A 12,172-nucleotide genomic window follows, 5' to 3' on the forward strand; every position below is an offset into this window, starting at 1 on the left:
GCGCCGAACGGATATAGGACGACGACAGCGCTTAGGCGCCCGCGGCGAGCGTCGCCAGCTCCCAGCTCTTGCCTTCGAGGACCCACACCTCGAGCGCACCGTCTTCGCGCGAGACCATGACGCACGAACGTCCTGCGGCCCATGCGTGCGCCTCTTCGCCGTGCAGAGAAGGCTCGCCGATTTTCCGGAAGTCGGCGTGGAGCGGCGCGGCGCCGCCCGAATGCCACGCCGAGCGCGTCTGCCGCACCGAGGACACCGCGTCCGCGGCAGCCGGCCCCACTGCGGCCGAAGGGGCGGCAGCGGTGGTGGCGGGTTCGTCGCCGGAGGGGAGGTCGAAAAGGCTCGGCGAATCGTCGTCGGCGGTGGTGCCACGGGCGGAGGAGCGCGAAAGTGCGGAGGTGCGGGGGGAAGCGACGTCCGGCGTCATACCCGAATCTTTTGCTGCGTCCGCCGGGTCGGTGCCCTTGCCCGCGGAAGCGGAGGCGCCGGGGAACCCGGGGCCAGAGTCGGGGGAGGAGCCACCCGCGTAGCTCTGCGCGGCACCATTGGCGAGGCGGTCGGCCTTCTCGTTGAGCTCGTGCCCCGCGTGGCCCTTGACCCAGCGGAACGAGACCTCACGGCCGGAGGACTTCGCGGCGGCGAGCTCCGCGTCGAGCGCGCGCATGATCTCGACATTGAGCACCGGCTTACCGTCTGCCTTCTTCCACCCCTTGCGCTTCCAGCCGTGCATCCACTTGGTGACGGAGTTGATCACATATTGCGAGTCGCAGAGGATCTCGAGCGGTTCGTCGAGATCGCGCGTCTGTCGTAGCAGGTCGAGCACCGCGACGAGCTCTCCCTGGTTATTGGTGCCGCGCTTCCAGCCGCCGCATGCCCACCTGTCGGAATCGATATACCAACCCCACCCCGCCGGGCCGGGATTGCCGAGGGCCGAACCGTCTGCTGCCGCGATGATCGTCACGGCTATCGATTGTGCCAGGGGCACTGCGGGGTCAGCGCTTGCGCCCCGCACGCACGAACAGAAGACACACGGCGAGCAGCGCGGCGATGCCGAACCACGCCGCGACGGGAACGCGATCGGAGATGGTCGCGAGGATCCCGTCGGAGTCGTCGTTGCCGGGCTCCTTGGGGGTGCCGTCCGAGTGAGCACCGGCAGCCTGCGCGGCGTCATCGGAGCTGCCGACGAGCTCGCCGATGCCCTCGGTATCGGGCGCAGTGGCGAAGCCCGCGTCGAGGAGCTCCTGCGCCTGCTCGAAGCTTGTCTTCGGGGTGGACGTGCCGTCCATGAGCACGACGACGAGCTTGCGGCCATCACGCTCGGCGCCGGCGACGAACGTCTGGCGCGCGTCGTCGGTGAACCCGGTCTTACCGCCGATCGTTCCCGGATATTCCTCGAGAAGGCGGTTGTCGTTGTAGACGACGAATCCCTTGCGCACGAGCTCCCCGTCCGGGGTCGTCATGCTCCCGTCTCCGTTGTCGACGTTGCCGGCGTCGTCGGTCGCGCCGGGCTCGTCCGCCGGCGGGTCGTCAGGGTTCGGTGGCGCCGCGGCCGGCCCCGCGGGATAGCCGGGGAAGCCGATCCGCTCGGTGGTGACGATGTCCCGGTACACGTCGTTCTTCAGCGCGGCGGAGAACATCAGGGACATGTCGTAGGCCGAGGTCATGTTCCCCGGCTTGTCCAGCCCGGAGATCGAGGTCGGGTTCGTGTCCGTGCAGCCGAGCTCCTCGCACTTCTCGCGCATGAGCTCGAGCGTGCGTTCCTCGCCGCCGAGCTGATTGGCGAGCGCGTACGCGGCGTCGTTGCCCGAGATGAGAAGCAGCCCGGAGAAAATAGTGCGCAGCGAGTACTCGCCGCCCGCTCCCAGGCCGACGAGAGTGCCCTCGGCGCCCTCGAGATCTTCGTCGGTGAGCGTGACGACCTTGTCGAGATCGAGGTGGTCGAGCACGACCAACGCAAGCAACGTCTTGATGATCGATGCGGGCCGGTAGCGGCCGTGCGGATCCTGGGCGGCCAGCACCTTGCGCGAATCCGCGTCCGCGACGATCCACCCCGAGGCCGTGATGTCCGGCGGCACGACGAAATCCTGCTCGGCGACCGGCTCGCAGCCACCGAGCTTCTCGCCGCCGGCGGGCTCGTCCGGGATCGGCGGCGCCTCAGGCGCGCGCTGACCCGGCTGTGGCACCTCCGACTCGTCCACCGGCGGCGGCGGGGTCTGGGTGTACGGGCACCCCGTGAGATCGCGCGGGGTGGAGAAGTACTGGAAGTTCGGCTCGGTCGGCAGCGGCTGCGGATCCGGAGCTTCCGTGATGTCGACCGACGGGTCGAGTCCGGCCACTCCCGGCTGGATCGTCTGCTCAGCCATAGGATCGGCGCCGACGTCCTGCGCGTAAGCCGGCGCGACGGCGCCTGGCGCGGCAAGAACAGGTGCTGTGGCAACCCCCAGCCCCATGACGGCGGAGAGCGCAATTGCCCGGTGGGTACGGAGCGTGGGGCGAATCGGCATGAGAAACACCCTAAGTCCTCGCAGCCCGATATACGGTAGTGGCCCCGCTACTATGGACGAGCCGCTCGCGCGGGTTCGGGATCGACGCAGGATGGGGCATTTCTAACAGGCGGTATGCGCGCCGGGATCCATGTGTGACGCCGGAGGGCGACCATTCTTGGCCCACGCGATCCGTTCGCGCTTGACCGTTGCCGGCTGTCCCACCGCGAGGCAGTGGTCGCCGATCGGGTTCGACGCGGTGACGATCGACATCGTCCCGACCACCGAGCCGTGCCCGACGCGGGCACCGCCCATGAGCTGGACCCCGTAGCCGAGCCAGACGTCGGAGCCGATGGAAACGTCGCGGGCGATATTGATGCGTTCGCGTGTGTCGAGATCGAAGATGGGGTGGTGGTCGTACGCGCGGATGGTGGCCTTGTCCGCGAACAGGCAGTTGTCGCCGACTTCGACCGTGCATCCGTCCTCGGTGACCACACTGAACATCCCGGTCACGTTGAGGCGCTTGCCGATACGCACCGTGCATTCGCGCCCGAGCTCGAGCTGGCCTATGCACTGCGCTCCGTCGTCGATCTCGACGCTGCCGCCCTCATCGTTGAAGTAGATGTGGGTCATCCAATTGACATCCTCGCCGAAACGCACGGTGCAGTTGTCGGAGCCGAACACCACCTGGGTCTGCGGTTGGACGACGGCCGGAGTCCCGATGATCCGATTACCACGATCATCGGAGTAGTCGGTGATCTCGTCGCCTCTCAAGACGGTCACGCATGGCATTCTGGACATATTAGTCGCCCCGCAGCTTTTCGCGGGAGGCGACCGGCGAAACCGCGTCCCCGCCGGCGAGGGGAGGGGAACGCCGCAAATGCGAAACCCGCCCGCAGCGGAGAAGATTCTCCATTGCGGGCGGGAACGTCCGCCGTCATACCGCGATTGGATTGCGGTTTCGGGCGAAGTGGAGCGGCGGCTACCGTGCGAACAGCAGCGCGCGCTTGACCTCCTGGATCGCCTGGGTCACCTGGATGCCGCGAGGGCAGGCGTCGGTGCAGTTGAAGGTCGTGCGGCAGCGCCACACGCCCTCGGCGTCGTTGAGGATCTCCAGGCGCTCGGCGGCACCTTCGTCACGGGAGTCGAAGATGAAGCGGTGCGCGTTGACGATCGCGGCGGGACCGAAGTACGAGCCGTCGTTCCAGAACACCGGGCAGCTGGTGGTGCAGCAGGCGCAGAGGATGCACTTGGTGGTGTCGTCGAAGCGCGCACGGTCGGTTGCCGACTGGATGTGCTCGTTCGACGGCTGGTTGCCGCTGGTGATGAGGTATGGCTTGATGTCGCGGTACGCCTTGAAGAAGGGCTCCATGTCGACATACAGGTCCTTCTCGACCGGCAGGCCGCGAATCGGCTCGACCGTGATGGTGATGGAGGAGCCGTCCTTGGGCAGCATGTCCTTCATCAGCACCTTGCAGGCGAGGCGGTTGACCCCGTTGACGCGCATCGCGTCCGAGCCGCACACACCGTGTGCGCAGGAGCGGCGGAAGGCGAGAGAACCATCGAGGTAGTTCTTGGTGTAGAGGAGGAGATTGAGCAGGCGGTCGGTCGGCAGCGCCGGCACCGAGAACTCCTGCCAACCGTTCTTCGTCTCGTCCTCCGGGTTGAAACGCATGATCCGCAGGGTGATCATCGTCGAACCCTCGGGCACGGGTGCGTTGGTGTCCGAGGAAGACTGGGTGGTCGGCTTTTCAGCTGTAGCAGTCATTAGTACTTACGCTCCATCGGCTCGTAACGGGTCTGCACGACCGGCTTCCACGTGAGCTCGATCTCGGACAGGAGATCGAGTCCGTCCTTCTTGGTAGCCATGGTGTGCTTCATGAACTTCTCGTCGTCACGCTTTTGGAAGTCCTCGCGGGCGTGGCCGCCGCGCGACTCCTCGCGGTTGAGGGCACCGATGACGGTGACCTCGGCGAGCTCCAGCAGGAAGCCGAGCTCGATCGCCTCGAGAAGTTCGGTGTTGAAGCGCCGTCCCTTATCGGAGACGACCACGTGGTTGTAGCGCTTCTTGAGCTTGTGAATCTCTTCGCGCGCCTCGGTGAGTGACTCCTCGGTGCGGAACACAGACGCCTTGTCGTCCATCATCGCCTGGAGCTCGAAGCGGATATTGGCCGCGTTCTCGTTGCCGTGATCCGAGAGCATCTGATCGAGCCACTCGGCGACCATCTTCTCCGGGGTATCGGGGAGCTCGACGAAGTCGTGGGTCCGCGCGAACTCTGCGGCGGCGATGCCCGAGCGCTTGCCGAAGACGTTGATGTCGAGCAGCGAGTTGGTGCCGAGACGGTTGGAACCGTGCACGGACACGCAGGCGCACTCGCCGGCGGCGTACATGCCGGGCACGACATCATCGGCGTTGCGAAGCACCTCGCCGGCGACGTTGGTCGGGATGCCGCCCATGACGTAGTGGCAGGTCGGGAACACGGGCACGAGCTCGGTGACCGGGTCCACGCCGAGGTACGTGCGGGAGAACTCGGTGATGTCGGGGAGCTTCTCGTTGAGAACGTCCTCGCCGAGGTGGGTGACGTCGATGTAGACGTAATCCTTGTTCGGGCCGGCGCCGCGTCCCTCGCGCACTTCCTGAACCATCGAGCGGGCGACGATATCGCGGGGGGCGAGGTCCTTGATCGTCGGGGCGTAGCGCTCCATGAAGCGCTCACCGTCGACGTTACGGAGGATGCCGCCCTCACCGCGGACTGCCTCGGAGATGAGGATGCCGAGGCCGGCAAGCCCTGTCGGGTGGAACTGGTGGAACTCCATGTCCTCGAGCGGGAATCCCTTGCGGAAGACCACGGCCATGCCGTCACCGGTGAGGGTGTGCGCGTTCGAGGTGGTCTTGTACATGCGTCCCGAACCGCCGGTGGCGAAAACCACGGCCTTCGAGTGGAAGACGTGAAGATCGCCCGTGGCCAGCTCGTAGGCCACTGCGCCCGTCGCCACCGGGCCGTCCTCGGTCTCGGTGATGCACACGTCGAGGACGTAGAACTCGTTGAAGAACTCCACGTCGTGCTTGACGCAGTTCTGGTACAGCGTCTGCAGGATCATGTGGCCAGTACGGTCCGCGGCGTAGCAGGCGCGGCGCACCGGGGCCTTGCCGTGGTCACGCGTGTGGCCACCGAAGCGACGCTGGTCGATCTTGCCCTCGGGCGTGCGGTTGAACGGCAGACCCATGTTCTCGAGGTCGATGACGGCGGTGATGGCTTCCTTCGCCATGATCTCCGCAGCATCCTGATCGACGAGGTAGTCGCCGCCCTTGACGGTGTCGAAGGTGTGCCACTCCCAGTTGTCTTCCTCGACATTGGCGAGGGCTGCGCACATACCGCCCTGCGCGGCGCCGGTGTGGGAGCGGGTGGGGTAGAGCTTGGTGAGCACGGCGGTACGCACGCGCGGACCCGACTCGATCGCGGCACGCATACCTGCGCCGCCGGCGCCGACGATTACGACGTCGTACTGGTGATTGTGTACTGGACGTTCAGTCATGGCCTGAAGACTTCTCGCTTTCGCAAAAATATGAATTATGTGGCTGCTGGTTGGGAAGGACCGACGTCCTAGACGTGGTAGGCCATACCGAACAGCGCGTAGGTACCGAGTGCGAGGATGAGCACGGTCGCACAGGCCAACAGCAGGTTGAGCCAGAAGCGCGTGGTGTCCTTGCGTGCGTAGTCCGCGATGACCACGCGGACGCCGTTCGCGCCGTGCAGCTGCGCGAGCCAGAGCATGAGGATGTCCCACGTGCCCCAGAACGGCGTCTGCCACCGCTCCTGGACATAGTTGAAGTCGATCCGGTGAACGCCGTCACCGATGAGCAGGCCGATCGTCAGGTGGCCGATGACGAGCACGACGAGCGCCGCGCCGGAAATGCGCATGAACAGCCACGCGTTGCGCTCGAAGTTCCCGCCGTTGCGGAGACGCGGGGAACGCGGCTGAGCAAGCGATGCGGGGCGATCGTACGACGTCTGGAGAACTGGTGCTTCTGCCATGATTGTCGTTCTCCTTTACAGGTGCGAGAAGAGGAGGAAGAGCTGACGGGACGCGAAGCCTGCGAACACGACGACCCACAGGCCGAGCGCGATCCAGAGCATCTGGCGCTGGTACTTCACGCCCTTCGACCAGAAGTCCACGAGGATGATCCGCACGCCGTTGAACGCGTGGAAGAGGACCAGGGCCACAAGGCCGATCTCGAGCAGGCCGACGATCGGCGTCTTGTACGTATCGATGATCGCGTTGTAGGTCTCCGGGCTGAAGGTGACCATCGACGTGTCGAGCACGTGCACGAAGAGATAGAAGAACAGCGCGACACCGGTAATGCGGTGCAGAACCCAGGACCACATCCCCGGATCGCCCTTGTAAATGGAGAGCTTTCTGTCACGCGCCTGCGGCGGGTGAGCTTGAGCCTGACTGGTCATGGGGTTGTGGCGCCTCCGTTATCTCAAGCGGTGTCGGGGCGGGCGAGACGAAGTTCTAAGAACTTTCATAGACTCGCGTCCCCCTCTACCGCGCACACAAAGTGGCAGCGATGTAGGTATATGCAAACCATAGTCCTCAGCGGTGCAAAACACACAGTTGGGGGCCACTTTTCAGGGTCATTAAGAGCGCCTAAAAAGGCTTAGGAGACCCTTGCTGATTTGGTATTTTTCTCCAATGAGACGCCCCCGGAACTGCAGCTTTGCCGCAACTCCGGGGGCGCTATGGAAGTTGATGTATCAAGATGTGGGATTGCTCACTCCGCCTCGGGGGTTGTGAGCACGTCGTCAACATTATCGACGAGGTCGCGCCAGTCGGCGAATTCCTCATCGAATGGGCCCTCGGGTTCAAGGAGCGTGGTGTCGTTCGGCGAGAGCACGAAATTGACGTAACGCCGCAGTGGGCCACCCTTTCTCACCGGGCCTGCAAGGCCCTCGTCCGAAAGGTACGTCGATAGATCGAGGACGAGCTCGACCGCGAGATCGAGCTGATCGGCATCGACCTCGGCCGGTCCGACGAGGATGTCCTGGGACAGTCCGTCGAGCACGTAGGTGTTGGCGCCGGTAACAACAACGTTGAGTGAACCGTCGACCGCTGCGGCCTTGATGAGCTCGTAGGTTTCGACCCGGGAGAGCGTGTCGTCGTCGTTATCGGCGAGGTAACGACCGAGCGCCCGGGAATTGGGGAACGCGAACACCGAATCCCGGTCGCCGAGAAAGACAGGACGTTCGCCGAGGTAACAACGGAGCGTGAGGTAATCCCCTTCGGGAAGGACGATGCGGACGGGGTCGATGCCCGCCTTTACCCACACCGAATCCGAAGGGTAATCCGAATCGATCAGAGCCGCCGCCTTCTCCTTGCGCTCCTTTTCCTTCTCCTCGCGCGCCTCGGTGGCTTTCTTGAGCTCAGCGGCGGCCTTGCGTGAGGCCTCGGAGTCCACCTCGGGAGCGGTGAGGACATCATCGATCGCGTCGAGCACGTCGTCCCACTGCTTCGAGACGATCTTTCGGATCTGCTTCCAGTCCTTGAGCCCTTCACGGTCGGCGAAGTTGTCGTAGCCGCCGGTGACGCGCGCCAGGATCGGGTTACCGTCGAAGAACTTGATAACCGTGCTGAGCTCACAGACCTCGCCGATCGACCGGGCGATGGAGAACGACTCGTCGATTTCGTCGACGCTCGACTCCGTGGGCTTATTGCTCAGCAGCTCGGCAACTCCGACGAGATCGAAGCTGTGGTCCTCGTCCGCCTCGAAAGACAGGGCTTCGCCCTTGGAGGCTGCGCCCCACGAAGGGTGATCGTCGAGGTCGTGCTGCTTGCCCGAGCGGACGAAGGCGATGAGATCGGCAGTGGTGGAGAAGCCGAAAAGATCGTCCTCGTCGCCCAGGAACGCTTCCCAGGTCTCGCCGTCTTCACGCCATTCCGGCGCCCACAGCGTAGTGACGTCTCCAGAGGGGAGACCGAGAAAAATGGGAACGATGTCCGAAGCCATGGGTTACACCTTATCGTCATGGTCCCGGCGATGTCCCGCAGCGGTGGCGCGTCAATTCCACTTCTGTGCCAAGGAATTCATGAGAACAGTTCCGAGCGCGTCCTCGATGACCGACGCACGCGAGTCATTGGCTGTCGTAATCGCCGCCGCCGCTGCGGAGACGATGGCCCTCTGCGCCGCGACAATGCCCTCGGAGGCAAGGAGAGGAGACAGCGTCAAGGCGGTGATCGCTCCCGAGGAATTCGCAGTCGCGTGCACCAGGCTCGAGGGGTCGGTGCCCATGGACGTGCTGGTCAATAATTCGTGGTGCGAGCGGGTGAGACAGTTGGCCACGGTATGGAGCCTGCCGAGGCATTCCTCCACGTCGAGACGCCCCGGGGCATTTTCCAACGGGCCCTCTGCGGCATCTGGCCATCCGACTCCGTCAACCGGATCGTCGAAGTCGTCCAGGTCTTCGGTGTCTTCGGTGTCGCCCATCGACGAGCCGAGGTCGCTCTGGCACGCCGCCGATGCGTCGGCGAATGCGGTGACCAGGATTCGCGCGACATCGTCCATACGCCGCCCGAAGACATCCGGCGGTACGTAGAGGGCTATCGGCACACAGCCGGGGCCCAAGGTGATCCGGATGCCCGAGATCGCGCATTCGTAGTCGAAGTCCCGCGCGAGGGCCGCATCGGCAGCGAGGTGCTTCTGCTCCTTGGTCTCCACCGGCTACTCGCTCGTCGGCCGGTAGAAACCGAGGAACTGCATACCGATATTGTCCGTGCGCACCGACGACACGCTCACCGGGTCCCCGGCCTCGACGATCTGGCCATCACCGATGTACATGGCCACGTGGCCGTCCCACACCGCCAGGTCTCCGGGCAGGAGCTCATCTTGGCTCACCTGATCCCCAACTGCCTGGTCAATCGCCACGCGTGGAATCTCGACGCCCGCCTCGCCGTACGCCCATTGCACCAGGCCGCTGCAGTCGAATCCGACTCCGGGAGTAGTGCCTCCCCAGGAGTAGGGAACACCCTGCTGGCTGAGCGCGGAGGAAACGGCCTGAGCGGCTTGCTCGTTCGGGGCATCGACCTCAGAGCCCGACGGCAGCGTGACTGACGCGCCGTCCACCGAGCCCGACTCGCCTCCGTCTGAAGATTCGTCGGACTCGTGTGCAGTACCGCTCCCTCCCGCACCCATCACGACACTTGCGCCCGAGCCAGAGTCTTCGCTTTCGCCGGACGCCGCAGGCGTGGGCGCGGCAGCGCCCGCCATCCCGGGGAGCACTGCACGCGGTGCTGTACCGAGTTCCGCCGCGATGGCCCACATGCGTGCCGTCGGTCCGGAGAGCTCGTCCTTGACGCGCTGAACGACGACGAGCGCGGCCGAGATCGCCTCCGAAACCACACCGAGAATCGCCACCTGCCCGGCAGGGGTGAGGGCACCGGGCATGAGAACCGCCGCCTGCGTGGCGCAACGCTGCGCTATACCCGCGACCTCGATAGCGCCACGAATGGCGATCTGCGCGGCAACCGACGTGAGCGTCCCGATCTCCGCGCCCGACGAGCCGAGCTCGGCGAGCGTGGTCGCGGCGGTGGCCAGCGATTCCTGCGCGCCGAGGGACGCCGCCCCCTCCCAGGCGACCTCGGCGAAGTTGATCGCCGCGGGCAACACCGCGGCCGCCGCATCGATCGTGGAACCAACACCAGGCATGACCTGGGACGCCGGAGGCGCGGTGGCATCGACCGCGCCGAGAAGCTGTTGCGCTTCTACGAGTGGCCCCGCGAGCGCCCCGAGGGGAGCGGCGAGCGCGCTCATACCTTCATCTCCCCGGTCCCGGCGGCGTCTGCCGCGTTGAGCGAGCCGGCAGCGGAATCGTCCACACCCTCGAACGCGTTGGCGCAGGCCCTGCACAACTGGCCCGCTGCGCCGACGCAGCGGCCGGTGTGGGCGAGCAGATGCCTGTGCCTGGTCGTCGCCGCATCGAACGCCGCAAGAAACTCCCCTCCCACCGGCCCGAGCGCCACCGCGAGTACGTCCATGGGGATCGACTCGTATGCGGCAAGCCCATCGCTCACCAAGGCGGAGGCGTTCTCGAGCTCCGCGCCCACACGTTCGAGCTCCCACGGATCCACCGCCGTCGTCCCCGAGGTCTGGGCGGGTGTGAAGGAGTGAGGTGCAGACTCCGGCAACGGCGAGGAGCCGCCGGCGGGCACCGGGTCCTGGCCAAATTGTTCGAGCACCGAGGAACCTCCTTGTGTAAGCCAGGCGCGCAGCGCGCGTGTGGCTCGGTGGACTGAACACCGCGAATTCGGCGTCACTCCACACGACGTCACCCGAGGCTCATTCGGTTCCCCGTTACGAAAGAAATCATCAATTGGGCTCTGGCATGCGAAACTTGGCTGCGTGGAACCAAACGTCATCACACATCCCCTCGTCGCCGACCGCCTCCGGATCGTCCGAGACGCTTCGTCGGACACCGCCCAATTCCGCTCCGCGATGGAGCAGCTCGGGCAGATGCTCAGCTACGAAGCGCTCACGAACCTCGAATTCGATACGGTGCCGGTGACAACCCCGGTGACCGAGACGACCGGCACCTACGTCCACCGCAACGTGCTGTTCGTGCCCGTGCTCCGTGCGGGGCTCGGCATTCTCGATGCCGCGTTGCGACTCGTGCCGGAAGCGTCGATCGGTTTCGTGGGCATGGCCCGCAACGAGGAATCGCACGTGCCCGAGGCCTATCTCGCTTCGCTCCCCAAGGACCTCGACGCCAAGCAGATCTTCGTCCTCGACCCGATGCTGGCCACGGGCGGTTCGCTTATCGCGACCTGCGAGGAACTCGTCAGCCGAGGCGCCAAGCACATCACCGCAGTCTGCGTGTTGTGCGCGCCCGAGGGTATCGCTGCACTTCAAGAATCTGGGCTGCCGGTCTCGCTCGTCACGGCGTCGATCGACGAGCGCCTCAATTCCGATGCGTTCATCGTCCCCGGCCTCGGCGACGCCGGTGACCGGCTCTTCGGCCCGCGCTAGTCAGTCTCTCGCCTCTCGGCTAGAGCTGGTTAGCGAGCTCGTCAGTCCGCGCCGCCCGCCTGGCAGGGACGGGTGCGCAGCTCGTGGACGTAGTCGGCGGGTGCCCCCGCGGACTCGGCGGCATCGGCGAGCTGCCCGAGGTACGCGGCCAGCGGCAGGCCGCCCTCGTAGGCGTCCATCACGTAGAACCACGCGACGACGTCCTCGCCCTGCGGCGCGTACTCCTCCTCGGAGAGCTCGCCTCCGGTGGTTCCGGAAGGACCGGGTGTGACGTCGGAGACCGAGAATTCCGAGACCTGCGCATCGACCGGCGGACCGGCGGGCAGGTTCGGTAGCCGGTGTACACGGGACCGCAGTCGCGTAGGCCGGATCGAATCGGTGCCCTCCCAGCGATCGAGTAGGGCGACGTCATCCTCGGTGACGTCGTAGAGCACGACGAACACCTGCGAATCCGGGTCCTCGACCACCGATGCCAGGGCGCCCTGTTCGGAGTGCGGACCGGGGCCGTCCACGCTGCCCCCGGCGAACGTCAGCCGCCAGCCGCGCAGCCACCCCGTTCCCGCAATGGGGGAGCGCGGAGCCTTCGCGGACATGTGGTCCGGGTCCATGTTCATTCCGTACGCGGCATACATCGGCACGTCGCCAAGACTAACGGAAGGCACGCCGT

The 12,172-nt window shown here is 65.6% G+C and carries 13 protein-coding genes; 1 reads left to right on the top strand and 12 read right to left on the bottom strand.

What is annotated here, in order from left to right; genetic code table 11:
- Positions 1-31 precede the first annotated feature (31 nt).
- The 11 genes from BJL86_RS17525 to BJL86_RS04940 all read right to left on the bottom strand — a co-directional run bounded on the left by BJL86_RS17525 (position 32) and on the right by BJL86_RS04940 (position 10,718).
- Positions 32-961 (bottom strand): ribonuclease H family protein, encoded by a 930-nt coding sequence (locus BJL86_RS17525; protein WP_082908714.1) that lies wholly within the window; start codon positions 959-961, stop codon positions 32-34.
- A 31-nt stretch (positions 962-992) separates the two neighbouring features.
- On the bottom strand, positions 993-2,504 hold the full coding sequence (locus BJL86_RS17735) for a serine hydrolase (RefSeq protein WP_156515447.1): 1,512 nt from the start codon (positions 2,502-2,504) through the stop codon (positions 993-995).
- A 102-nt stretch (positions 2,505-2,606) separates the two neighbouring features.
- Positions 2,607-3,266, bottom strand: a complete 660-nt coding sequence (locus tag BJL86_RS04900; RefSeq protein ID WP_067477931.1) for an acyltransferase — start codon at positions 3,264-3,266, stop codon at positions 2,607-2,609.
- Positions 3,267-3,465: 199 nt separating this feature from the next.
- The gene (locus BJL86_RS04905) at positions 3,466-4,251 is read right to left on the bottom strand and encodes a succinate dehydrogenase iron-sulfur subunit (RefSeq protein ID WP_067477929.1); all 786 of its coding nucleotides are present in this window, start codon (positions 4,249-4,251) and stop codon (positions 3,466-3,468) included.
- The gene (sdhA, locus tag BJL86_RS04910) at positions 4,251-6,020 is read right to left on the bottom strand and encodes a succinate dehydrogenase flavoprotein subunit (RefSeq protein ID WP_067477926.1); all 1,770 of its coding nucleotides are present in this window, start codon (positions 6,018-6,020) and stop codon (positions 4,251-4,253) included. Before sdhA ends, BJL86_RS04905 begins: the two co-directional genes overlap by 1 nt.
- Positions 6,021-6,088: 68 nt before the next feature.
- Positions 6,089-6,520 carry a succinate dehydrogenase hydrophobic membrane anchor subunit gene (locus tag BJL86_RS04915; protein ID WP_067477923.1) on the bottom strand — a complete coding sequence of 144 codons (432 nt, stop codon included), beginning with the start codon at positions 6,518-6,520 and terminating at the stop codon, positions 6,089-6,091.
- 15 nt (positions 6,521-6,535) lie between these two features.
- Positions 6,536-6,946 (bottom strand): succinate dehydrogenase, cytochrome b556 subunit, encoded by a 411-nt coding sequence (gene sdhC / locus BJL86_RS04920; protein ID WP_075844858.1) that lies wholly within the window; start codon positions 6,944-6,946, stop codon positions 6,536-6,538.
- 314 nt (positions 6,947-7,260) lie between these two features.
- Positions 7,261-8,493, bottom strand: a complete 1,233-nt coding sequence (locus tag BJL86_RS04925) for a hypothetical protein (RefSeq protein WP_067477918.1) — start codon at positions 8,491-8,493, stop codon at positions 7,261-7,263.
- 51 nt (positions 8,494-8,544) lie between these two features.
- Positions 8,545-9,201, bottom strand: coding sequence for a hypothetical protein (locus BJL86_RS04930; RefSeq protein ID WP_067477915.1), 657 nt, complete (start codon positions 9,199-9,201; stop codon positions 8,545-8,547).
- Positions 9,202-9,204: 3 nt separating this feature from the next.
- Entirely contained in the window at positions 9,205-10,293 is a 1,089-nt protein-coding gene (locus tag BJL86_RS04935) for a C40 family peptidase (RefSeq protein WP_067477912.1), read from the bottom strand.
- A complete protein-coding gene (locus BJL86_RS04940) occupies positions 10,290-10,718 on the bottom strand; it encodes a type VII secretion target (RefSeq protein WP_067477910.1) in 429 nt (142 codons plus the stop codon). The genes BJL86_RS04935 and BJL86_RS04940 overlap by 4 nt, the downstream gene beginning before the upstream one ends.
- Positions 10,719-10,881: 163 nt before the next feature.
- On the opposite strand from BJL86_RS04940, the gene upp reads away from it, so the two are divergent.
- The gene (gene upp / locus BJL86_RS04945) at positions 10,882-11,505 is read left to right on the top strand and encodes a uracil phosphoribosyltransferase (protein ID WP_067477907.1); all 624 of its coding nucleotides are present in this window, start codon (positions 10,882-10,884) and stop codon (positions 11,503-11,505) included.
- A gap of 41 nt (positions 11,506-11,546) precedes the next feature.
- Here the strand turns inward: upp and BJL86_RS04950 are convergent, their stop codons facing one another.
- Positions 11,547-12,143: a gamma-glutamylcyclotransferase family protein gene (locus BJL86_RS04950; protein ID WP_067477904.1), complete on the bottom strand. Its 597-nt coding sequence runs from the start codon at positions 12,141-12,143 to the stop codon at positions 11,547-11,549.
- Between the last annotated feature and the right edge of the window lie 29 nt (positions 12,144-12,172).

The organism is Dietzia timorensis (assembly GCF_001659785.1).
Lineage (GTDB): Bacteria > Actinomycetota > Actinomycetes > Mycobacteriales > Mycobacteriaceae > Dietzia > Dietzia timorensis.